Origin of the sequence: Rhizobium sp. BK112 (assembly GCF_014193215.1) — a bacterium.
In the GTDB taxonomy this organism is placed as follows: Bacteria; Pseudomonadota; Alphaproteobacteria; order Rhizobiales; family Rhizobiaceae; genus Rhizobium; species Rhizobium anhuiense.
Window position 1 is genome coordinate 402,223 of the sequence record NZ_JACHYZ010000001.1, and the last position, 22,494, is coordinate 424,716.

Here is a 22,494-nt window from a genome sequence, read left to right on the forward strand (position 1 = left end):
GGCGAAATACGCGCTTCGGCAAGCCGAAACCGCAGCCGACTTCGCAGCGATCGTATTCCCGGTCCAGCAAGCGGCAAAATTCAGCATTCCCGCTGCGGCCGAGGTTGACATCGGCACGCTTCACCTCTTTGGATGCCGCATTCAAAAAGCGGCTGAGGAGAAATCGGACTATGCGTCTTAAACTTGTCACGGCAACGAGCTTGCTGGCACTTTGCCTTGTCACTACGGCCCAGGGTGTCGAGATCAATCAGGGCGGCGCCGACGCGCTCAAAGGTACCCTGACGAAGCTGCTTCCGGAGGATCTGGCAAAGAGCGGCCTGATCACCGTCAATCCGGCAGGCACGCGCTACGAGATCATCTACGATCTGGCGAAGCTGCTTGCCAAGGCCGATCCCGCGACATTCGCGATCAACGGGCTGGCGCCGTTCTCGACGTTCGCTACACCGCTCGATAGCGGGCTTTGGAATATCGAAGGCGACAACAAGTTCAACGTCTCCGGCCATTTCAAAGGCAAGGACGAGAAGCCGACGGATTTCTCCTATTCTATCGCATCGCTTGTTTACAGCGGCGTCTTCGATCCTGCGATTAGCTATCTGCGCTCCGCCACTTCTACGGCCAAGGACATCAAGCTCACCAGCAAGTCCGAGACTGAGGAAGTCAGCGCCAGCATCGCCAGCATGGATCAAAAGCTGAGTTCGACGGACAGCGCAGGCGGCAACGGGCGTATCGATCTTACGGGCAGCGGTTCGATGTCGGCTTTCGTCGAGCAGATTTCCGGCGCGCAAATGCCGCCCGTTGAAATCCGTGCCGACTCGGTCGATGTCGAGGCCAAGGTGAACGGCCTGCCGGCGAAGCAGATCCGCGAGATGGTCTTCTTCATTCTCGATCATGTCGAGGAGAAGGAGTTGAGCCCCGAAAACAGCGACAGGATCAAGGGAATCCTCAAGGAAGCCTTCCCGCTTCTGGCCTCGTTCAGCGAGACGATCGGGGTCAACAATTTGACCGTCAGCACCCAGGTGGGCAGCGGCGGCGTCAAGGCCTTCGGTTATAACGTCGCCATCGATGGGCCGACCAACGCGATGCGCTTCGGCTTCGGCATGAATGCGCAGGAGCTCAGCTTCGACAGCCCGCTGATGCCGGCAAGCTATTCGCCTTTCCTGCCGACCAGCTTCGATCTGCAGCTCGCCATGCCGAATCTAGACTTCGCAAGTTTCGGCGACGCCTTGATGGCGATGGATTTCAATGAGAAGGCGCCGGAGACGAGCGGTGAGGAGATGGGCAAGAAGCTCTTCCGCGATGGTCGGCTCACCGTCGAGTTTCCGAAGATCAGCGCCAAGTCGGATGTCTATGACATCGACATGACGGGCAAGATCGAGGGGCGCGTCGATACCCAGAAGGACTATTCGATGGAGGCGACGATCCTCGCCCGCGATCTCGACAAGACGATCGCCGCAGTTCAGGAGCTTGCCAAGACCGATCCCGATCTCAACCAGGTCTCCTTCGGCATCATGATGGTGAAGGGCTTCGCCAAGACCGATGCGGATGGACGCTCGCGGTGGGACATCAGTGTCAGCCGCGATGGTGCGGTCGCCGTCAACGGCCAGCAGATCAAGGGGCCGGATGGTCCGGATCAGGATCAAGATCAAGGGCTGGAGCCAGATCAGGAGCAGGAACCGGATCAGGGTCAGGATGCGGTACCTGCGCCGCCGCAGCAGCCTTGAGCGTTATCAATTGGGATCAGACATGAAGAGGCCGGCCTTGTGCCGGCCTCTTTGTTTTAAGTCACACGCTTCACCGAGGCCAACGATCGGGACGACGATTTATTCTGGGCTTTCGCTGTCAACGAAGGCGGCTCCGCGACGATCAACGGCCAGCAGTTGACGCGGCTCGGAGGGCCTGCCCGGCAATAGCTTGGTCCATCTGATGCAGAAATTAAAAAGAGCCGGTCGATGCCGGCTCTTTTTTATTGAAGCGGCCGGTCAATCGAAGAGGCTGGAGACGGACTCTTCCTGGGCCGTTCGGCTGATGGCTTCGCCGATCAGCGGCGCCGTCGTCACGATGCGGATATTGTGGGCCGAGAGCACGGCGGTGGTCGGCTGGATCGAATCCGTGATGACGAGTTCGCGCAGCTTCGAGGAGGTCACGCGGGTGACTGCGCCGCCCGAGAGAACGCCGTGGGTGATATAGGCGGTGACGCTGGATGCGCCCTTGGCCAGCATCGCGTCGGCCGCGTTGCAGAGCGTTCCGCCGGAATCGACGATGTCGTCGATCAGCAGGCAGTCCTTGCCGGCAATGTCGCCGATGATGTTCATGACTTCGGATTCACCCGGCCGATCGCGACGCTTGTCGACGATGGCCAGAAGACAGTCCAGCCGTTTGGCGAGCGCGCGGGCGCGAACCACGCCGCCGACGTCAGGCGAGACGACCACGACGTTGCTGAGATCATAGTGACTCTTGATGTCGCGGGTCAGCACCGGCAGCGCAAAGAGGTTGTCTGTGGGTATATCGAAGAAGCCCTGGATCTGACCTGCGTGGAGATCGAGCGTCATGACGCGGTCGGCGCCGGCTTCGGTGATCAGGTTTGCCACCAGCTTGGCGGAGATCGGCGTACGGCCGGAAGCGCGGCGGTCCTGACGCGCATAACCGAAATAGGGAAGCACGGCAGTGATGCGACGGGCTGACGAACGACGCATCGCATCGATCATGATCAGCAGTTCCATCAGGTGGTCGTTGGCCGGGAAGGCAGTCGGCTGCACGAGGAAAACGTCCTCACCGCGGACATTTTCCTGGATTTCCACAAAGATTTCCTGATCGGCAAACCTTCGGACGCTGGCTCTCCCCAAGGGAACATTGAGATAGGTGCAGATCGCTTCGGCGAGTTGCCGGTTCGAATTGCCTGCGAAAACCTTCATTTTGGTCCGCCTGTTATGCGCTGATAGCCGCGCTTTTTAGTCAGCTTCCCGATGAATGCAAGGGCAAAGGTGCCACAGGCTTTCATATTTGCAAAAAGTTTGTGACTAACCGCCCTGAGTCTGTCGCCAGGAGGAGAATTCCGCGATGGTTTTCGAGGCGATCTGCTGCATGACCGAGGCGGGAACGCCTGCCCAGGGATCGGCCGCGGCCGCCGGCACGCTTTCCTGCCCCTGGATGCGGTGCAGGCGACCGCCGGCGCTGTCGAGAATGTCCCAGACATAGACCACTGTGACCTTGCCGTCGTCGCTGAAGGCTGAGAGATAGCCCTTGAGGATGTAATCGCTGCTCGCATCGGTCGAGCTCTTGATGGAAAGGCCGTGCGCGCGCGCCTCGGCGCCGAGCTGACGTGAGAGCGGGGTCACGGCCTGCACCGGCGCGCCGATGATCGGCAGGAAGCGTACGGTATTGCCGCGGCCGGAGGAAGAACTGGGCGGCAGGGCCGCGGTCTGCTGTGGCTGTTGCGCCTCGGCCGGCTGAGCCGGCTGTGCGGGAAGCCCGCCATTGGCCGCCGCCGGTGGCAGCGATTGCCCCTCGATCGGAGTAGAGGCGGCCGGCGAGGAGCCGCTCCGCGACAGGGCGTCTGCCTGCTGCTGCATCGTCGTCGGCGGCGCGCCGCTGCCGGGCCGATAGGCCTGCTGCGACTGATTGTAGGCTGGATGGTAGCCGCCCTGCTGCGCACTTGCCGCGAAACCCGGCTGGCGGGTACCCGCCAAACGCTCGGCTTCGCTCTGCGACACCGGGCTCGACGATGTCGCCCCGGAGGAATCGCCGATATCGACCTGCGGCGTCAGTGCATCGGTGGTATTGCAAGCGGTCAGCAGAGCTGTGACGAACAGGAGCGTGGGCACAATCGCAGCTCGCGTCATCCCTTGATCCGTCCTTCCCACAATTGCAATCAGCCCCACCCGAATTTATGCGGGCGGGGATGGTCGTCTGTCAATTCCGGATTCTCACCGGTCAGAGGCCGATGAAGTCGAGCGGATGCCGGGACAGCGGGCGCGGTGCATCCGCTGTCGTCAGATAGGTCTGGCCGAGCGTCATCGCCGTGCCCGTGTCGGAATCGGCGATGATCATATGCACGAAGAGCGACATGTTCGGCTCGATCGGCTGCGGATTGCCGACATGGAACATCTGGTGCTCCATCCAGGACGGCGAGAAGCGGGCGCCGAGCGAATAACCACAGGCATTCAGCCGGTGGCGAGCCAGGCCGCGCTCATCGATGATCCTGGCATGCATGTCGAAGACATCGCCGAAGGTATGGCCGGGCTTCAGCACGGTCTCAATCGCCTCGATGGTCTCGCGGCAGGCGTTGTAAAGCTCGCGATGGCGGTGCGTCGGCTCGCCGACGACGATCGTGCGCATCATGGCGGCGTGGTAATGCGCATAGGCGCCGGCCCATTCGAGCGTCAGCTGGTCGTTGGCGTCGAGCTTGCGGCGGCCGGCCTTGTAGCGGCAGAGCAGGGCGTCGGCGCCGGAACCGATGATGAACTCGTTGGCGGGATAGTCGCCGCCGCCGGAAAAGATCGCGCCCTGCATGGCGGCGAGGATATCGGCCTCGTCGGCGCCGGGCTTCGTCAACCGGATTGCGGCATCGAGCGCATCGTCGGCCAGAACGGCGGCGCGCTCGACATAGGCGACCTCGGTCGGGCTCTTGATCAGGCGCAGGCGGCTGACGAGGTAGGAGGCGTCGACGATCTGGCCGAAGGTGGTCAGTTGCGCGTCAAGCAGGCGGGCGACGCGGCCGGTCATGCCGTGCGTATCATATTCGACGCCGATGCGGGTGCCGAGCAGATCCATCTCGACCAGCAGGTTCTTCAGGTCGAGCGTCGGATCGGCATTGACCCGGTCGACCCAGATATGGATGTCCTCGAGGATCGAGGTGTGCCTGGCCTGGCGAAGATCGGCCGAGCGGGTGATCAGCGCCATGGTGCCGTCGCTCTTGACGACCAGCGTCTGGAAGAAGCAGTAGCCGAAGGTGTCGTAGCCGGTCAGCCAGTACATGCTTTCCTGGGCGAAGAGCAGCAGGGCGTCGAGCTTTTCTTCCTTCATCTTCTCGGTGAGGCGCGCAAGCCGGCTTGCGAATTCAGCCTTTTCGAAGTGCAGTGCCATTCTGCTCAAGTCTCCCTGATTGATATCGCGGAAATCTGGCGGCCGTAATCCGGCTCCTTGCGATGTGTCGTTCTGCGATAGGAAAAGAAGCGCTCGCTGTCCGGATAGGTGCACAGGCCGAGACTTTCGGCGCGCACGCCGGCTTTCGTCAGCCGATCGACGGTCAGCCCCGGCAGGTCGAACATGGCGTGGCCTGATGTTGCGGAAGGCACGAAGAAGCGATCGTCATCCGGGTTCTCGGCGACGAAACGCTCGACGAACTCGGGACCGACTTCATAACTTGCCTGGCTGATCGAGGGGCCAAGGCAGGCGACGATGCTGCCGCGGTCCGCACCCAGCGCCTCCATGGCGGCGATGGTATTTTCGAGCACGCCCGTCAGCACGCCCTTCCACCCGGCATGGGCGGCGCCGATGACGCGGTTGTCGGGGTCGGCGAAAAGGATCGGCCCGCAATCGGCGGCGAGCACGCCAAGCGCAATGCCGGGGGCCGCCGTCACCATCGCATCGGCGTCGGGGCGGGCACCGTCGTAATTGGCGCGGATCGTCACGACATCGGGGGAATGAACCTGATGCACGGTTGCCAGCCGTTCGACCGGCAGGTCGAACCAGGCGGCGACACGGCGGCGGTTTTCCAGGACCTTGTCGCGTTCGTCGCTGGAGCTGAGGCCGACATTGAGGCCGCGATACAGCCCTTCGGAAACGCCGCCGGCCCGAGTGAAATAACCGTGGCGGATGGTGCTGCCCGCCGCTTCGTTCAGCAGCGTGCTTTCGATCGGTGCGGGAGAGGCCGCGTCCTGCATCTGTGATTCCGGGGTTTTTAAGGGGTTTGTTATTATCCCAAGCGCATCGCATATGCGGCGCGCTTCAAGTTCTTGTTGCGCTGGGATGTTGAACCAGCCGCGTGCGCCCTGTCAATCCACCGGGCGAAAGGGCATGAGATCGACGGCGGGATGGGAGACCGCCATTACCTTGAAGAGTTCGCCCATCCGGCCTTCACCGGCGCCGGCGAGCCTTTCGACCGCCGTCTGGATGATCTGCTGGGTTTGCTGCTCGCGGTCGCGGCCGAGGGCGGCCGCGCGCTCGAGGATGCCGAGGCCGGTCAGAAAATCACCCTGATGCAGGGCGCCGTTCAGATGGACGCCGGCCGCAAGCGCCGTTTCGGCGAGCTGCTGGAAGTCGACATGGCTCGTCAGATCGGCTTCACCGGGATGGGCGAGCGGCGGGTCGAATTCATGCATGCGCACGGCTTGCAGCGTATCGCCGAAGCCGGTGACGAGATGACCGTAGTCGATCGCGAGCGCCGTGCCGCCGAAGGCGCGCAGCCGCTCGCAGATCGCCATCATCACCGCCTGGCGGGCCGGCGAGATCTCGAAGAGCGTACCGACCGGCACGTTCTGCACCGGTTCGGGAAGAAGCGCGGGATCGAGGCCGGCGACGCCGGCGGCGAAGGTCAGTTCGCCATCGGCGTCGATGCCGACCATGCGTTCGCGGAAACCCGTCGGCATGCGGACGAACTGGCGGATCGGGATGGCGTCGAAGAGTTCGTTGGCGGCAATCAAGGTGAAGCCTGATGGTACTTCGTCGAAGCCATCGTGCCAGGAAATCTTCTCGCCGTGGGGTTCGAGCGTCTGGCTCTGGACGTCGCGCAGGCGCTCACTGGTTTCGACGAGATGCACGGTCATGGCGTCGAAAAGCGGTGGAGCGATGCGGGAGATGACGCGCAGCATGTCTGCCATCATCGTGCCGCGGCCAGGGCCGATCTCGACGAGGCGGACGTCGGCCGGCGTGCCGTGACGCTGCCACGCATGGACGATGAAGACGCCGATCATCTCGCCGAAAATCTGGCTGACCTCGGGCGCGGTGACGAAGTCGCCGGAACGGCCGAAGGGCTCGCGGGTGCGGTAATAGCCGTGTTCGGGATCGGCGAGGCACAGCGAGAAATAATCGGTGACGCTGATCGGGCCGTTCGCCTGGATGATCGCCTTGATCTTTTCGCCTAGAGCGGTGGTCATGTCGCGCGTCCTGCCGTTTCAGAGCTGCAGCGCAGCCTGGCGGCGGGCCCGCAGCATCGCCCAGAGGCCAAGCAGGATCATCGGGAAAGAGAGCACCATGCCCATGGTCAGCCAGTTCGTGCCGATGAGGTAACCGATCTGGGCGTCAGGCTCGCGGAAGAATTCGACGAAAATGCGCGACAACGCATAACCGCAGACAAAGACACCCGTGATGAAACCGGGGCTTTTCAGCGCCCGCATGAAATAGACGAGGGCGGCCAGCACCAGCAGCAGAACGATGCCTTCGAGGCCGGCTTCGTAAAGCTGGCTCGGATGGCGGGCGAACGGGCCGCCGGTCGGGAAGACCACGGCCCAGGGCACGTCGGTCAACCGGCCCCAGAGCTCGCCATTGATGAAATTGGCGATGCGGCCGAAAAACAGCCCGAAGGGAACGACAGCAGCGACGATGTCGAACAGGCTCCAGATCGGGATGGCGTTGCGGCGGGCAAAGAGGATCATGGCGATCGTCGTGCCGGTCAGGCCGCCATGGAAGGACATGCCGCCGTTCCAGATCTCGAGCGCGCGGACGGGACTGCGCAGGACGGCAGGGAGATCATAGAAGAAGATATAGCCGAGACGGCCGCCGAGGACGACGCCAAGCGCTGCCCAGACGATGAAATCGTCGAGCTGCGTCCTTGATATCGGCGAGACGTTGCCGGGCCAGAGACTGTCATTGGCGGCGAGGCGGCGCGCATAGGCCCAGCCGAGCAGGATGCCGGCGACATAGGCAAGACCATACCAGTGAATCGCCACCGGACCGATCGAAAAGGCGATCGGATCGATATCCGGGAAAGGCATGATGGCAAGGAGATTGGCTGCTGTCGGCAAGGTTTTCCCACCTGTTTGGTTGCGCGGAACATGCCGCTGCGATCCCGGACGGTCAAGTCCATTGTTCGTGATGGCCCGTTTGCGGCCGCTTCCCGAGGCCTATCCCGTGCAAAGCGCTTGCATCGTCGATGGTGAAGCCCTACCTCAATCCTCGAGGCCCCGAAGGGCTGAATTCACCTCATGCGAAGGGAGAAAAACGCCATGACGACCGGAACGAACCGCATCATGGACGAATTCGCCAAGCTGATGACCGATGCGGCCGGTGCCGCCCAGGGCGTCCGCAAGGAGATCGAAACCGCGTTCAACGCCCAGGCCGAGCGTTGGCTGAACAGTATGGACGTCGTTAAGCGCGAGGAGTTCGAGGCCGTGCGCGAGATGGCGATCAAGGCACGCGACGAGAACGAGGCGCTCGCCGCCCGCGTCGCGGCACTCGAGGCGAAGCTTGCCGGCGAAGGGCACTGAAGTCCCGATATGACGCAGGTGCGGCACGTCTTCCTGGCAGATGCCGCATCTGTCACAAAAAATTCAGGTGAGTTTTCCACCTGTGGACACTGCCAAAAAAGCCAATTCGCAGAGTCGCTTATTCTCCCTTCTGAATTGAATTTCGAAGAGCCTTTCCACAGTGGCCGGTCCTATTTTCCGTTCGGGGGGCTGGCAGGGGGCAAGGGGCGCTATACACTGATTTTAAATGATGATTCGAAGCGACTTGGTAAGCTCCGGGCAGGTTATCTGCGTTAAGTCTGGCAGCGGTTCAACGATCATCCGAGTGGTGGTTTCCGGTATTTGCGTGTGTCTTTCTTGTGTTCGTACACCAAGTTAAGTCGCATTCGTTCCGGTCAAGAAGGTGCTGCATGAACCTGATGGAATTGGAAGTCGAGCGTCAGTCGAACCCGGTCGATATGATCGAGTACGTTGCCTCCAACAACGACTGGTCGTTTGAACGGTCCGGCGAGGACGAGATCGCGATGACGGTCGAGGGTCGCTGGACGGACTATCACGTCTCCTTCTCCTGGATGGAGGAGTTCGAGGCGCTGCACCTTGGCTGCGCCTTCGATATCAAAGTTCCCGACATCAGGGTCAACGAGGTGGTCAAGCTGCTCTCGGCGATCAACGGGCAGGTGCTGATGGGTCATTTCGATCTCTGGCGCCAGGAAGATGTCGTCATTTTCCGCCAGTCGCTGCTGCTCGCCGGCGGTGCAGAGCCCACCAACCGTCAGGTGGAGGTGCTGCTTTCCAGCGCGCTCGATACCTGCGAAGCCTATTTCCAGGCATTCCAGTTCGTCGTCTGGTCCGGCATGGAAGCGACGAAGGCGATGGAAGCCGTGCTGTTCGAAACAGTCGGCGAGGCATAAGATGCCGACGAAGCGTTTCTCCTCGACAAATCCCGTCCTTTTGATCGGCGCCGGAAACATGGGCGGGGCGATGCTATCGGGCTGGCTGAAAAGCGGCGTCCCGGGCTCGGCCGTCATTGTCGTCGATCCCGGTCCGTCGCCGGCGATGCTGGCGACGATCAACGAAGCTGGCGCCACCCATGTGACCGCGCTCCCGGCGGATTTGAAGGCAAGCGTGCTGTTCCTCGCGGTCAAGCCACAGGTGATGGAGACGGTGCTGCCGACGGTGAAGAGTGCGATCGGGCCGGACACGGTCGTCGTCTCGGTCGCGGCCGGCAAGACGCTCGGTTTCCTCGAGAAGCATCTGGGTAAAGCCGCCATGGTGCGCGCCATGCCGAACACGCCCGCTATGGTTGGGCGCGGCGTCACCGGCGCCTTTGCCAATTCAGGGGTCAGCGATCAGCAGCGTGAGCGCGTCCATTCCCTTCTGCGCGTCTCGGGGCCTGTCGAGTGGGTGCCCGCGGAAGCCGATATCGATGCCGTGACGGCGCTTTCGGGCAGTGGTCCGGCCTATGTCTTCTATCTCGTCGAATGTATGGCGGAGGCAGGCCGTAAACTCGGTCTGCAGGCGGACCTCGCCATGCGTCTTGCGCGGGAAACAGTCGCGGGGGCTGGTGAACTTTTGCACCAGTCCCCCGACGGCGCTTCGCGGCTGCGCGAGAATGTGACCTCTCCCGGCGGCACGACGGCGGCGGCGCTCGCCGTGCTGATGGCAGAGGACGGCATGCAGCCTCTGTTCGACGCGGCACTCGCGGCGGCGCGCAAGCGGGCCGAGGAACTGGCCGGCTGACGGAGACGACATGGCCGAAGAGATCACCTATGCCGATTTCGAGCGTGTCGATATTCGTGTCGGCACGATCATCGAGGCCAGCCCCTTTCCGGAAGCGCGCAAGCCGGCGATCAAGCTGGTGATCGATTTCGGCCCTGAGATCGGCACGAAGAAATCCTCAGCGCAGATCACCGTGCATTATATGCCGGAAAGCCTGATCGGCCGGCAGGTGCTCGGCGTCGTCAATTTCCCGCCGCGCCAGATCGGGCCGTTCCGCTCGGAAGTGCTGACGCTGGGATTCGAGGACGAGAACGGCGCGATCGTGCTTGCGGCCGTCGAGCAGCCGGTGCCGAACGGCCGGAAGATGATGTGAGCGGGCGGAGCGCAGCTTCGCCGCCCATTCTCCACTAGGTCAGATTTCCCGCAAAAACGGATTGCTTCGCCGCTCATCGCCGATGCGGCTGCCGGGACCGTGGCCGCAGATGAAGCCGACGTCGTCGCCGAGCGGCAGCACCTTGTCGCGGATCGAATCAAGAAGCTGCTGATGATCGCCGCCCGGCAGGTCGGTGCGGCCGATCGAGCCGTTGAAGAGCACGTCGCCGAGATGGGCGAAATTCTGCGCGCGGTTGAAATAGATGACGTGGCCGGGGGCATGGCCGGGCGTGTGATAGACCTCGAATTCGTGGGCGCCGAAGGAGATCTTGTCGCCATCCTTCAGCCAGCGGTCGGGCACGACGTTACGCAATCCTGATATGCCGTATTTCGCAGCCTGGCTCTCGACCCGCTGCAGCAGCGGCAGATCGTCCTGATGCGGGCCGACCACATCGACCCCGAGGGCCTCCTTCAGTTCGCTGGCGCCGCCCGCATGGTCGAGATGGCCATGCGTCAGCCAGATTTCCTTGATGGTCAACCCGTTTTCCGCGATCGCCTGCAGGATGAGCGGCACGTCGCCGCCCGGATCGATGACGACGCCTTCCTTGGTATCTGGATCGAAGAAGATCGTGCAGTTCTGCTGGAAGGGTGTCACCGGAATAATGCCGGCCTGGAGCATGCCCATAGGTGCCTCGCTTGGTGTCTCGGATATCCAGGGTATAGTCCGAAACCACGGCGAGGACAGCCGGAATCTTCTCCCATTTACGGTCGGCCTCACGGCAAAAAGACAGACTGCAACAAGAGTTTATACCTGCTTTTGTCATCGTCATCAGGCGAAGAAATCGGGTTTTATTCAATTTTTCAAGGCACTTGCAGGAATTCTCATAGAGGCGATGTTCCGCCGGGCTGAGCGCATGGGAACATCGTGGAACCCCGCACGTTGTCAGCCCATCGAAACCAAGGAGACGCTCACATGACCTTAAAGAGAAACATTCTGCTGGCAGGCGCGGTGCTGATAGCGAGCGCCGGTCTTGCGCAGGCGGAGATGATGGCGACGACGGTCGATGATCTCAACGTCCGCGCTGGCCCCGGCCCGCAATATCCCTCGGTCGGTCTTGCCACCCGCGGCTCCACCGCAGTCCTCGACGGCTGCATCGAAGGCAGCCGATGGTGCCGTGTCGACGTCAACGGCATGCGCGGCTGGGTCTATGCCGATTATCTGCAGGTCGATCATGGCGGCAGCCGCGTTATCGTCGAGGAGCATCGTGCCGAGATCGGCGTTCCCGCCGTCACCTACGAGTCGACCGCAAGCGTCGTTCCGGCCGAGCCGCAGCCGGCGCCGGGCGACGAACTGCTCGGCCCCGTCGGGTCGGTCGAGACCATCACTCCGCCGGAGACGGTTCGCACCTATATCGACACCAATCCGGGTGAGACGGTGCGACTTGGCGGCGATGTCGTCGTCGGCGCGGAAGTGCCTGCCGATGTCACCTTCCAGACGATCCCCGACTATGAGTACCGCTATACGAGGATCAACGACCGGCCGGTGCTGGTCGATCCCGGTACGCGCCGGATCGTCTACGTCTATCAATGACGTGAATCGGCAAGAACTGAGGCGAGGCGGAACGTCGGGCCGCCTCGTTCCAGGGCAGTTCTCCCTGCCTTAATCCCGCATCGGTTGATTTTCTTAACGCTGTCTTCCGAAATATGATAAAATCCTAATATGCCGAAGGTTCGGCATGGATCGGCGATCGGGGAGATCGCCAGAGGAGGAAATCATGGAAGCGCTACTTCCGCTCATCACACAATTGATAGCCGGTGCAATCGGCGGCAATGCCGCGAGCGCCGCTTTGAAGCAGCACGCGATCAATGTCGTCGCTCGTACGATCGCAGGCGCGATCGGCGGCGTCGGCGGCGGCATGCTGCTCAGCATGGTCGGCGGGGAAGCGGCTATGACCGGCCTGCTCGCCGACGGCATCGGCGGCCTGATCGGCGGCGGTATTCTCTCGACGCTCGCCGGACTGGTCATGGCACGGGCGCACAGGTAAAGAAGGCCCGGCAGACGTTTACCGACAGCGCCGCGCCTGTTTTGGGACGCGGAAAGGCTGCTGGAGCACGTTGAATGGCTGCGTAATTTTATCCTTAAATCGGTTCCGATTTGAGGAATTATGCAGTGGCCGGACCGATCGCGTGAGGCTCTTATCCGGCGGCGACTGCGGCCGGATAGACCTCCTTCATACAGTCGTTCGTCAGCGCTTCGGAGATCATCGACGGCGTGAAGCGATACGGACCGCTTTCCGAAACCGGGGTAACTTCCGGTTGATGCGATTGGCCTGCGCCGAAACGTTCATCATCTTGCTGTCTCGCGCCAGGCAATTGGACCGAGGCATGCCTAAACCCCTGGCGCTTCGGGAGCTCGACGGTCGCCGCGGGCGCCATGCCTGTTGATTGTTGTCCCCATTACGTTTTATCCACAGACGGAAGGGGAACTCGCGTATTGCGTCGGTGTGCCGGACGGCCTTGGTTTCCAGAAATGCCAGGGACATGAGAGGCCGTGCGGGGCTCCCGCAGAGTTCGGGGAAGCTGGCCGCGATTCAAATTTATGTCAATAAAGCTGACATATCCTCGCGAAGGTTTCCCTATGCGCGGAAACAGAAAGGAAATGCCGAGTGTCACGACAGACCGGCCCGAAAGCAGGCAAACCAGAGCCGCTGGCCACGCCGATGGAAGATACCGATATTATAGATTTCGAGATCATCGAGTTGTTCTTCTTCGCCTATCGCGACTTCGTTTCCGATCCCGACGCCATCCTAGAAAAGAGCGGTTTCGGCCGGGCGCATCACCGCGTCGTGCATTTCGTCAACCGCAATCCCGGCATGACGGTCGCCGATCTTCTCGATACGCTGAAGATCACCAAGCAGAGCCTCGCAAGGGTGCTGAAACAGCTGATCGATTCAGGCTATATTCGCCAGGTCGCAGGCCCCGAAGACCGGCGACAGCGCAAGCTCTATCCGACGAAATCGGGACGAGAGCTGGCGCTTGCCCTTGCCGAGCCGCAATCGCGCCGCATTGAGCGGGCATTCGAAGGGGCTTCTGCGGAGGTGCGGGAGGGCGTAAAAGCTTTCCTCAGAGGGATGCGGGACAGACAGAGGGCGGAGTGAATGGCGGTCAAGACAGGTATTTCAGACGATGCGGCGCATTTGCTGGTGGTCGATGACGACTCCCGCATCCGGGCGCTGCTCAATCGTTATCTCGCCGAGAACGGCTTCCGCGTCACCGTCGCTGCCGATGGCGCCGAGGCGCAGCGCAAGCTCACCGGTCTCGATTTCGACCTGATCATCATGGATGTGATGATGCCCGGCGAATCCGGCATCGACGTCACCCGGGGGCTTCGCGCCATCAAGAACGTACCGATCATCATGCTGACGGCGCTGGCGGAATCGGGCAATCGCATCGAAGGCCTCGAGGCAGGCGCCGACGATTATCTTTCCAAGCCCTTCGACCCACGCGAACTGGTGCTGCGCATCAACAACATCTTGCGCCGAAATGCCGGCGGCGAGGGACCGAAGATCGAACAGGTGATGTTCGGCCCCTACACCTTCTCGCTGACCCGCAAGGAGCTGAAGAAGGCCAGCGAGGTGATCCGGCTCACCGACCGCGAGCAGGAGATCATGCTGCTCTTTGCACGGCGCGCCGGCGACACGATCCCGCGCCACGAACTGATCGGCAACGACACCGAAGTCGGCGAGCGGACGATCGACGTGCAGATCAACCGGCTGCGGCGCAAGATCGAGGACGATCCCGCCAATCCGGTCTGGCTGCAGACGGTGCGCGGCATCGGATACAGGCTGAGCATCGACTAAACTCAAGGTTCGGGACCGGCGCTGATGGTGACGATCGACAGCTTGCGGCGGGAAGACCGCACTCCTGCGCAGGGTTGGCGCTGGATCGTCCGCTGGCTGCGCCGCCGGCTGCCGACCGGACTTTACGCGCGCTCGCTGCTGATCATCATCATTCCGATGGTGCTCCTGCAATCCGTCGTCGCGGCCGTCTTCATGGAGCGCCACTGGCAGATGGTGACCGAGCGGCTGTCGCTTGCCGTCACCCGCGACATTGCCGCGATCATCGAGATCATCGAGACCTATCCGCAGAATTCGGACTACAGCGAGATCATCCGCATCGCCCGCGACCAGCTCAGCCTGCAGATCTCGATCGAGCCGGATGGCGACCTGCCGCCGCCGCGCGTCAAGCCGTTCTTCTCGATCCTCGACGGCATCCTCAGCGACGAGATCACCGACGAGATCCACCGGCCTTTCTGGATCGACACGGTCGGCAATTCGAACCTCGTCGAGATCCGCATCAAGCTGGAAAACAAGATCTTGCGGGTGCTGACCAAGCGCAGTCAGACCTATGCCTCGAACACCCATATCTTCATCGTCTGGATGGTCGGTACGTCGCTGGTGCTGATCGGCATCTCGATCCTTTTCCTGCGCGGGCAGATCCGGCCGATCCTGATGCTGGCGCGAGCGGCCGAAAGCTTCGGCAAGGGGCAGAAACCCGATAATTTCTATCCGCGCGGGGCCGACGAGGTCAGGCGCGCCGGCCTTGCCTTCATCCTGATGCGCGAGCGGATCGAGCGGCAGATCGAGCAGCGCACCGCGATGCTCTCCGGCGTCAGCCATGATCTGCGAACCATCCTCACCCGCTTCAAGCTGCAATTGGCGCTCGCCGGAGACAATCCCGACCTGCACGGGCTGAATGACGACGTCAACGATATGCAGACTATGCTGGAGGCCTACATGGCCTTCGCCCGCGGCGAGGTCGAAGAGGATGTCGGCGAGCTGAAACTCAGCGAGATCTTTGCGAAGCTGGAATCCGATTTCGCCCTGCACGGCAAAAAATTCAGCTATTCGATCGAAGGCGATGACGACATATCGGTCCGGCCGAACGCCTTCATGCGTCTCGTGACCAACCTTGCCTCGAACGCGCGCCGTTATGCCGACCGCCTCGACATCGAGGCCAAGCACAATGCCAAATGGCTGACGGTCATCTTCGACGATGACGGGCCGGGCATTCCCGAAAAGAATCGTGAGGACGTGTTCAAACCATTCTTCCGGCTGGATACGGCGCGCAATCTCGACGCATCGGGGACCGGGCTCGGGCTTGCGATTGCCCGCGACATTGCCCGCAGCCATGGTGGCAACGTCACGCTGAGCGACAGCCCGCTTGGTGGACTAAGGGCAACGATCCGCATCCCAGCCTAACAGGCCTGCATCAAATGAGCTGGATCAATTGGGCTGCAGCGAGACGTTAAGCGACATGAGCAGCTGTCTTTTCGCGGTCTCGAACGAGGCCGATGCCCGATCGCGCTTCCTCGGCAGATCGATGCGGATCTCCTCGAGAATGCGCCCCGGCCACGGTCGCATCACGATAATCCGGTCGGCAAGGACGAGCGCCTCGTCGATATCATGCGTCACCAGCACGAGCGTTGGGCGCGTTTCGGCCCATATGTCGAGCAGGTGATCCTGCAGATCGGCGCGCGTGAAAGCATCGAGGGCCGAGAAAGGCTCATCCAGCAGCAGCACTTCCGGTCGGGTAATCAGTGCGCGAGCGATTGCCACTCTCTGGGCCTGGCCGCCGGACAACTCCTTCGGCCAGCGTCCGCCCAATTTCCCCAGGCCGACCTTTTCCAATGCGGCCTCCACCCGTTGCCGGCGGTCATCACCTTCGAGCTCGGCGAGGCCGAAGCCGACATTGTTTGCGACACTCAGCCAGGGGAAGAGGCGTGGCTCCTGAAAGATGAGATTGATCAGCGGATGCGGCTTGGTGACCTGTTCGCCATTCAGCTCGACCGTTCCCTGCGTGGGAATGTCGAGACCGCTGATCAATCGCAGCAACGTGCTCTTGCCGCAACCGGATCCGCCGATGACGGCGACGATTTCTCCCGGAGCCAGCCCGAGCGAAAAGCCCTCCAGTGCGCGCACCCCATTCGCATAGGTTTTTTCCAAGTTTCGCAGCGTCAGCATCGGCTCATCCCTCCCGCCTGTAACTATCCTGCCAGGTCAGGAAGGGTGCCGTCGCCGCAAGCAACAGGCTGTCCGTCAACTTGCCGACGACCGCGAAGGTGATGATGGCAGCCATGATCTGGTCCGGCTTGCCCATTTGCTGGCCATCAACGAGGAGATAGCCGAGGCCCTCCGAAGCGCCCATGAATTCCGCTGCGACGACGAACATCCAACCGAGGCCGAGGCCGGATCGCAAGGCAGTCACATAGGCTGGAAAGACCGCAGGCAGCATGACCCGCCGCACCAGTGCGAAACCGGAAAGCCGGAAGATGCGGCCGACCTCGACAATCTTGCGATCAACCGACAGGATCGCGCCGGAGATGCCGAGATAGATCGGAAAAAACACCCCGACGGCGATCAGCGCCACTTTCGATGTCTCGAAGATCCCGAACCAGAGAATGAAGAGCGGCACCCAGGCGATCGACGGGATGGAGCGGAGCGCCTGAAGCGACGGATCGATCAGTCGGCGGGCGAGACCGAAATATCCCGTTATGGCGCCGGCGATCGTGGCCGTGGCGGCGCCGATCGCAAATCCGAAGAATACCCGGACGGTGGTGATGCCGATATGGTCGAGCAATTCGCCGGACCTCAAGAGCGCCCATAGCGTCGCTGCGACCCTGGATGGTGGCGGCATGAGACGGCCTGAGAACCAGCCGGCCGCGACCGCAATCTCCCAGAACAAGAGGCCGAGCGCAGGCAGCAGAACGGCCACCGCCATCCGGTTGCTCACGCCATAAAAGATCGAAGCCGCGACCGGGCGCGGCGTCCTTGTTTCCGTCTTGATACCGGTTTCGGCCAAGTCCGTCATAGCGATGATCGATGCTCTGTCACTGGGTTTTCCCCACGGCAAAACGGTCGTCGATCAGTTCGTTCGTGACTTTGGCAATGTCGACGTCGGCGGGCAGGACGCCGGCGCTTTGCAAGGCGATACCCGCTTTCGAGATCGTGTCGCGCTGCAGGTCGCCGATCGTCGGTTGCGAGAGGTCCGTCCGCTCCAGCTGCTTGGCGATGACATTGTCCGGCAGTTTTGCCGCCTCCACCAGCGCTGCCTTGAGCGCTGCAGGATCGGCCAGCGCCTCGGCCCGTGCCTGCTCATAGACGGCGACGACGCGCTTGATGATGTCGGGATGTTCGGCGGCAAATGTCTCGGTCGTATTGAGCACGCCCCAGCTGTTGTTTTCCGGCTTGCGATAGAAGAGCTTCGCCTTGTCGTCCACTTCGGCGGCCGCCATCAGCGGATCGAGGCCTGCCCATGCATCGACATCGCCACGCAGAAGCGCAAGCTTGCCGTCGGCATGCTGTAGCAGCACCAGCTTCACGTCCGATTGTTTCAGGCCGGCATCCGCCAAGGCACGGACGAGAAAGACATGCGGATCGGTGCCGCGCGTCACCGCGATCGTCTTGCCCTTCAGATCCTCGACGGTGGATATCGGACTATCGGCGCGGGTGACCAGAGCCGTCCATTCGGGGCGCGAATAAACATAAATGGATTTGATCGGATTGCCGTTGACCCGCGCGATCAGTGCTGCCGCACCCGCTGTCGAGCCGAAATCGATCGATCCGGCGTTCAGGAATTCCAGCGCCTTGTTCGAGCCGGCGGATTGTACCCAGCGAATGCTGATATTGTCCTTGGCGAATTCCTTTTCCAGCAGGCCTTCCTTCTTCAGAAGAACACTGACGGGATTATAGGTCGCCCAGTCGATCCTGATTTCTGAAAGATCGGCCGCGCCAGCCGATGACAGGCCCAGCCCCAAAGCAACCGCGACACCGATCATCGCCGAACGAAACACGCCCATAACTTATTCCGCTCCTTACCATTGCCATCGATAGGTCGAGATAGCCTACGAGCACTGGTGACGGGCGAGAAACCTATAGCTTCTATTTCTATGGAATTTGTAGAAATATTTTTCCCCGGCCACGTGGATATGGTGCGGGGTGGGCAATGTCGAGAAAGCGGACGCGGTAGAGGACCAGTTGAGGGATCGACAAAAAGAAAGCGCCGCTGAAGAGCGGCGCTTGGCATCAGGGATGATGGCGAAATCAGCCGGCAGTGCAGAAATGGCTGCGGCCGTCATTGCCGATATAGGTGCCGCTGCGCGGATCGAAAGAGCGGTAGCGGTAAGAGCAGTAACGCTCCCATTGCGGCGACCAGGGTTCCACCGCCGTGCGGACCGGCTCGTAATATTGCGGCTGCTCGGCATAGACTCGGCGCGGGGCGCGATAGACCGGAGCGGGCTCATAATAATCCGGCTCGTAGGCCGGGTCGATGTAGCGGCGCTCTTCGTAGACCGGGCCGTTATTGGCGTTGGCGATGGCCGAACCGACGATCAGGCCGGTTGCGAGGCCGACGGCACCGCCGACGAGCGCGTCGTTGCCGTCATGATGGCGCCAGTGGCGGTCGCGTGCCGATGCTTCGCCAATGGCGGAGAGAGTGAGCGCGGCAGCCGTTGCCGTCAGCAGAAGAGTCTTGGCGAGCCTGTTCATAAGCATAAATCCCAATCCAGGGAACCGAACGCCGGTTCCTTTCTCGATGGTGACAGTCCTATCGATTTGTAGCTGAACGAAGGCTGAACGACAAAACCCGGCATTGCTGCCGGGCTTCAACTCGAATTTGACAGCCGTTAAGGGTTCAGCCCGCAATCTGCAGATTGACGGCCTTCGGGCCCTTGCCGCGGCGATCCGGCTCCGTGTCGAAGCTTACCTTCTGGTTTTCCGTCAGACCGGCCAGCCCGGAGGCCTGAACGGCAGAAATGTGAACGAAGATATCGGCGCCGCCCCGGTCCGGCTTGATGAAGCCGAAGCCTTTGTCGGTATTGAAGAATTTTACAGTGCCAGTCTCTGCCATGCGTCAGGTCCTTTTCTCTCTGCCCGCCATCCACACGGGCAGCATCATAGCATTGCCTCCTTGCGGGAGGTGTTGGCAGGCAATTCTTGAAATGTGAGAAAAAGGTCCCCTCTACCTCGGCCTGTTCCAGGCAGGACTTTCGCCCGCCATTTTTGGAACCGGCTGACCGGAATATTAGCGTTCCCGGCGCGCAAATACTTAAGGACTTCCCATGCTCGCAAAATGCCCGAACGCGCTGAGAGTGCTGCGTTTAAAGGATTTTGGCAAGCAAAAGTTTTTTAGCGTGTCGTTCCTGGCACACCCCTGCCGATAAACAATTTGCGCAAAAACGCAAAATTTCCTTCGCCGATAGGGAATGATTAACGTTTTATATCGTCTGCAATATAAGTTCCGAGCAGATTTTCCCAAAAATGCAACGTGAACGCGTCTTTCCGCCCCCAGTAAATTTTTTTCCGCTGTGGGACTCACCCATATTTGGACGCGTGTTCACGTGGCTGGCAGCCGCCGTCGGGCGAATCCAGGGACGAGTTCGACTACAAGCATAGCGATCAACATGAGCGCGCAACCTGCATAACCTGTCGCCGGCATCGTTTCGCCGAGCAGCAGGGCTCCGAGCGATGCGCCGAAGATCGCTTCGGAAGAAAGGAAGATCGCGGCCTGCGAGGGCGTCGTATAGCGCTGGGCTATCACCTGCAGGACGAAAGCCAGGCCAGAGGAGAAAATTCCGACGTAAAGGATCTCCGGCGCCGCCGCCCAAATCGCCGCAAGGCTGACAGGTTCGACGGCTGCGGCAACGGCCAGCGCACAGGTCGCGGTTACGGCGAATTGCACGGCGGAGAGCGCGAGCGGCCTTCCGGTCGCCGAAACGGTCGTGCCGGCGAGGGTGATCTGGATCGCCCAGAAGACGGCGCAGACGACGGTCAGCAGATCGCCCGGCGTCAGCGCCGAAAGATGGCCACCGGACAGGAGGTAGATGCCGGTGATCGCCAGCAGCGCGCCGGGCCAGATGATCCAATGCGGGGCGCGGCGCAGGAAGAACACGGCAATCAGCGGCACAAAGACGACATAGAGGCCGGTGATGAAGCTGGAATTCGTCACCGTCGTCGTCTGCAGTCCGACCTGCTGCGTGGCTGCACCGCCGAAAAGGGCAAGGCCGGTCAGGATGTAGAGCTTCGCATGGCGCGCGCTGGTCTTCTCTTTGGCCTTGCGCGCCTCAAAAAGGACGAAAGGCAGCACCGCCAGCGTGGCGACGGCAAAACGCAGGCAGATGAACCAGAAGGGACCGATCGCCTTCATCGCCGTCGACTGCGCGACGAAGCCGCCGCCCCAGATGGCGGCTGCAAGCAACAGGAGGAGGTTCGCCTGAACGCGCGTCATGTCGTCCTCGATGGGGAAGGGAGGTGTGGTCAAGCGGTTAGCAGTTGCGTTTCCTTCCGGCAAGGGTGAAGACTTTGGGCGGTGTGAACGGAGGTGAAGGCATGCGACGTGAAGAACGGCCAGCCGGCGACACCGCAGCGGCTAAGACGGCAGGCTATTCCGGCACGCCGCTTGCCCGGAAGCTCGGCCTGGCTGATGGGCAGGCCGCGGCTCTTCTCGGTGTTCCCGAGACGATCGGCGAGATCCATGGTTTCGACGGTTTTGCTTCGGTCGTCCGCGCGCTTCCCGAGACGCCTCAGCGCGCCTTCGACTATGTGCATTTGTTTACAACAGAACGGGCGGCGCTGGAGGCTGTTGCGCCCACGCTTTTTTCTGTCCTGATGCCGAGCGGCATGGTCTGGATCTCCTGGCCGAAGAAGAGTTCACGCGTGCCGACCGACATCACCGAGGACGTGTTGCGGGAGGTTCTGCTCCCGACGGGCCTGGTCGACGTCAAGGTCTGCGCCGTCGACGAGATCTGGTCCGGGCTGAAATTCGTCATCCGCAAGGAACTGCGCGGCCCGTTGTGATCTCTCAGCCGTTGCGGGCTTGCGCCCTGGAGACCCTGAGCAGCGCGCCGTCGTCCTCGTCCGTCACCATCAGCAGCGCTCCGTCGGGTGCGACGACGACGTCGCGGATGCGGCCGTATTCGCCCTCGAACAGGCGCTCTTCGGCGACGAAGGCGCCGTTGTCGTCACGTTGCATGCGCGACAGCAACTGGAACTTCAGCGCTGCGACGATGAAATTGCCGTCCCATTCCGGAAACATGGCGCCGCGATAGACGACGAGCGCGCCGGGTGCGATCGAAGGATCCCAATAATGCAGCGGCTGTTCCAGCCCTTCCTTGGCTGTGCCTTCGCCGATCTCGGCGCCGGAATAGTCGCGTCCATAGGTGATGATCGGCCAGCCGTAATTCTTGCCGGCCTGGGGCTGGTTGATCTCGTCGCCGCCGCGGGCGCCGTGTTCGACGGTATAGAGCTTGCCATCCCTGGCGTCGAAGGTGATGCCCTGCGGGTTGCGGTGGCCTTTCGACCAGATTTCCGGCAGCGCCTTGCCGCCGTCCTTGAACGGATTGTCGGCGGGGATGCTGCCGTCGGCATTGATATGGATGATCGAGCCGGCATCGTCCTGCCAGTCCTGCGAGCGGTCGCGGTCGCCGCGGTCGCCGACGCTGATGAACAGCGAGCCGTCGCCGGATATCGCGATACGCGAGCCGTACTGGATATTGCCTGATGTGAAGCGCCGCATGGTGAAAACCGGCTTTACTGCGTCCAGGGTCTTTTCATCGGCCGAAAGTGTGGCGCTGAAGGCTTCGGTGCCGGAGCCCTGCCTGTTGGCGATGGCGGCGGTGAAATAGAGTTTTCGGCTCGTCGCAAAGTCCGGGGCGAGCGCCACGTCCATCAGGCCGCCCTGGCCACGGGCGCTGACTTTCGGCACGCCGCCGATCGGGTCGGAGACCTTGCCCTCTCGGATGATGCGCATGCGGCCCGGCCGCTCGGTGACGAGATAGGCGCCGTCGGGCAACACCTCGACCGCCCAGGGATGTTCGAGACCGTCGGCGAGCTTGTCGACTCGCACTGTAAGATCCTGCGCTTTGATGGTATCAGCCGCATCCGCGGATATAGCCCCGAACAGGACCAGCGCTGCGGCCAAATGGAGGGCGGATATTCTCTTCATC

The 22,494-nt window shown here is 61.7% G+C and carries 25 protein-coding genes; 11 read left to right on the forward strand and 14 right to left on the reverse strand.

Going from position 1 to position 22,494, the window contains the following annotated elements; translation table 11 throughout:
* Positions 1 to 170: 170 nt before the first annotated feature.
* Entirely contained in the window at positions 171 to 1,721 is a 1,551-nt protein-coding gene (locus FHT75_RS01870) for a hypothetical protein (RefSeq protein WP_063474532.1), read from the forward strand.
* Between the two features lie 258 nt (positions 1,722 to 1,979).
* Here FHT75_RS01870 and FHT75_RS01875 read toward each other — a convergent pair whose 3' ends face one another.
* From FHT75_RS01875 to lgt, 6 genes are all read right to left on the reverse strand, one after another.
* Positions 1,980 to 2,912 carry a ribose-phosphate pyrophosphokinase gene (locus tag FHT75_RS01875; protein ID WP_047611235.1) on the reverse strand — a complete coding sequence of 311 codons (933 nt, stop codon included), beginning with the start codon at positions 2,910 to 2,912 and terminating at the stop codon, positions 1,980 to 1,982.
* 105 nt (positions 2,913 to 3,017) lie between these two features.
* A complete protein-coding gene (locus FHT75_RS01880; RefSeq protein ID WP_047611232.1) occupies positions 3,018 to 3,839 on the reverse strand; it encodes a hypothetical protein in 822 nt (273 codons plus the stop codon).
* A 91-nt stretch (positions 3,840 to 3,930) separates the two neighbouring features.
* Complete coding sequence (locus tag FHT75_RS01885) at positions 3,931 to 5,082, reverse strand: M24 family metallopeptidase (RefSeq protein WP_047611230.1); 1,152 nt, start codon at positions 5,080 to 5,082, stop codon at positions 3,931 to 3,933.
* 5 nt (positions 5,083 to 5,087) lie between these two features.
* Entirely contained in the window at positions 5,088 to 5,882 is a 795-nt protein-coding gene (gene pgeF / locus FHT75_RS01890) for a peptidoglycan editing factor PgeF (RefSeq protein ID WP_047611227.1), read from the reverse strand.
* A gap of 111 nt (positions 5,883 to 5,993) precedes the next feature.
* Complete coding sequence (locus FHT75_RS01895; RefSeq protein WP_063474533.1) at positions 5,994 to 7,094, reverse strand: class I SAM-dependent methyltransferase; 1,101 nt, start codon at positions 7,092 to 7,094, stop codon at positions 5,994 to 5,996.
* Between the two features lie 18 nt (positions 7,095 to 7,112).
* Positions 7,113 to 7,961, reverse strand: coding sequence for a prolipoprotein diacylglyceryl transferase (lgt, locus tag FHT75_RS01900; protein WP_063474534.1), 849 nt, complete (start codon positions 7,959 to 7,961; stop codon positions 7,113 to 7,115).
* A gap of 201 nt (positions 7,962 to 8,162) precedes the next feature.
* On the opposite strand from lgt, the gene FHT75_RS01905 reads away from it, so the two are divergent.
* The 4 genes from FHT75_RS01905 (at position 8,163) to FHT75_RS01920 (ending at position 10,494) form a co-directional block, all read left to right on the forward strand.
* Positions 8,163 to 8,423, forward strand: a complete 261-nt coding sequence (locus FHT75_RS01905; RefSeq protein ID WP_063474535.1) for an accessory factor UbiK family protein — start codon at positions 8,163 to 8,165, stop codon at positions 8,421 to 8,423.
* A gap of 389 nt (positions 8,424 to 8,812) precedes the next feature.
* Complete coding sequence (locus tag FHT75_RS01910; protein ID WP_003541709.1) at positions 8,813 to 9,313, forward strand: YbjN domain-containing protein; 501 nt, start codon at positions 8,813 to 8,815, stop codon at positions 9,311 to 9,313.
* 1 nt (position 9,314) lies between these two features.
* Positions 9,315 to 10,142, forward strand: a complete 828-nt coding sequence (proC, locus tag FHT75_RS01915) for a pyrroline-5-carboxylate reductase (protein ID WP_063474536.1) — start codon at positions 9,315 to 9,317, stop codon at positions 10,140 to 10,142.
* Between the two features lie 10 nt (positions 10,143 to 10,152).
* Positions 10,153 to 10,494 (forward strand): tRNA-binding protein, encoded by a 342-nt coding sequence (locus FHT75_RS01920; protein WP_063474537.1) that lies wholly within the window; start codon positions 10,153 to 10,155, stop codon positions 10,492 to 10,494.
* 39 nt (positions 10,495 to 10,533) lie between these two features.
* On the opposite strand, the gene FHT75_RS01925 is transcribed toward FHT75_RS01920, so the two are convergent.
* Positions 10,534 to 11,178 (reverse strand): MBL fold metallo-hydrolase, encoded by a 645-nt coding sequence (locus FHT75_RS01925; RefSeq protein WP_047611207.1) that lies wholly within the window; start codon positions 11,176 to 11,178, stop codon positions 10,534 to 10,536.
* Positions 11,179 to 11,466: 288 nt separating this feature from the next.
* On the opposite strand from FHT75_RS01925, the gene FHT75_RS01930 reads away from it, so the two are divergent.
* The 5 genes from FHT75_RS01930 (at position 11,467) to FHT75_RS01950 (ending at position 15,754) form a co-directional block, all read left to right on the forward strand.
* Positions 11,467 to 12,084 carry a DUF1236 domain-containing protein gene (locus FHT75_RS01930; RefSeq protein WP_047611204.1) on the forward strand — a complete coding sequence of 206 codons (618 nt, stop codon included), beginning with the start codon at positions 11,467 to 11,469 and terminating at the stop codon, positions 12,082 to 12,084.
* Positions 12,085 to 12,268: 184 nt separating this feature from the next.
* The gene (locus FHT75_RS01935) at positions 12,269 to 12,538 is read left to right on the forward strand and encodes a hypothetical protein (protein ID WP_047611201.1); all 270 of its coding nucleotides are present in this window, start codon (positions 12,269 to 12,271) and stop codon (positions 12,536 to 12,538) included.
* A 621-nt stretch (positions 12,539 to 13,159) separates the two neighbouring features.
* Complete coding sequence (locus FHT75_RS01940) at positions 13,160 to 13,651, forward strand: MarR family winged helix-turn-helix transcriptional regulator (protein WP_047611199.1); 492 nt, start codon at positions 13,160 to 13,162, stop codon at positions 13,649 to 13,651.
* On the forward strand, positions 13,652 to 14,353 hold the full coding sequence (locus FHT75_RS01945; protein ID WP_018073989.1) for a response regulator: 702 nt from the start codon (positions 13,652 to 13,654) through the stop codon (positions 14,351 to 14,353).
* Positions 14,354 to 14,377: 24 nt separating this feature from the next.
* The gene (locus FHT75_RS01950) at positions 14,378 to 15,754 is read left to right on the forward strand and encodes an ATP-binding protein (protein WP_063474541.1); all 1,377 of its coding nucleotides are present in this window, start codon (positions 14,378 to 14,380) and stop codon (positions 15,752 to 15,754) included.
* Positions 15,755 to 15,778: 24 nt separating this feature from the next.
* Here the strand turns inward: FHT75_RS01950 and FHT75_RS01955 are convergent, their stop codons facing one another.
* The 6 genes from FHT75_RS01955 to FHT75_RS01980 all read right to left on the reverse strand — a co-directional run bounded on the left by FHT75_RS01955 (position 15,779) and on the right by FHT75_RS01980 (position 20,777).
* The gene (locus FHT75_RS01955) at positions 15,779 to 16,516 is read right to left on the reverse strand and encodes an ABC transporter ATP-binding protein (RefSeq protein WP_047611192.1); all 738 of its coding nucleotides are present in this window, start codon (positions 16,514 to 16,516) and stop codon (positions 15,779 to 15,781) included.
* Positions 16,517 to 16,520: 4 nt separating this feature from the next.
* The gene (locus tag FHT75_RS01960) at positions 16,521 to 17,363 is read right to left on the reverse strand and encodes an ABC transporter permease (RefSeq protein WP_047611189.1); all 843 of its coding nucleotides are present in this window, start codon (positions 17,361 to 17,363) and stop codon (positions 16,521 to 16,523) included.
* Positions 17,364 to 17,382: 19 nt separating this feature from the next.
* Positions 17,383 to 18,351 (reverse strand): aliphatic sulfonate ABC transporter substrate-binding protein, encoded by a 969-nt coding sequence (locus FHT75_RS01965; protein ID WP_047611186.1) that lies wholly within the window; start codon positions 18,349 to 18,351, stop codon positions 17,383 to 17,385.
* A 244-nt stretch (positions 18,352 to 18,595) separates the two neighbouring features.
* Entirely contained in the window at positions 18,596 to 19,045 is a 450-nt protein-coding gene (locus FHT75_RS01970) for a BA14K family protein (RefSeq protein ID WP_174824439.1), read from the reverse strand.
* Between the two features lie 139 nt (positions 19,046 to 19,184).
* Complete coding sequence (locus FHT75_RS01975; protein WP_003561293.1) at positions 19,185 to 19,400, reverse strand: cold-shock protein; 216 nt, start codon at positions 19,398 to 19,400, stop codon at positions 19,185 to 19,187.
* 486 nt (positions 19,401 to 19,886) lie between these two features.
* Positions 19,887 to 20,777 (reverse strand): DMT family transporter, encoded by an 891-nt coding sequence (locus FHT75_RS01980; protein ID WP_063474695.1) that lies wholly within the window; start codon positions 20,775 to 20,777, stop codon positions 19,887 to 19,889.
* A gap of 101 nt (positions 20,778 to 20,878) precedes the next feature.
* On the opposite strand from FHT75_RS01980, the gene FHT75_RS01985 reads away from it, so the two are divergent.
* The gene (locus FHT75_RS01985) at positions 20,879 to 21,346 is read left to right on the forward strand and encodes a hypothetical protein (protein WP_063474542.1); all 468 of its coding nucleotides are present in this window, start codon (positions 20,879 to 20,881) and stop codon (positions 21,344 to 21,346) included.
* A gap of 4 nt (positions 21,347 to 21,350) precedes the next feature.
* Here FHT75_RS01985 and FHT75_RS01990 read toward each other — a convergent pair whose 3' ends face one another.
* On the reverse strand, positions 21,351 to 22,493 hold the full coding sequence (locus FHT75_RS01990) for a PQQ-dependent sugar dehydrogenase (protein ID WP_063474543.1): 1,143 nt from the start codon (positions 22,491 to 22,493) through the stop codon (positions 21,351 to 21,353).
* Position 22,494 lies beyond the last annotated feature (1 nt).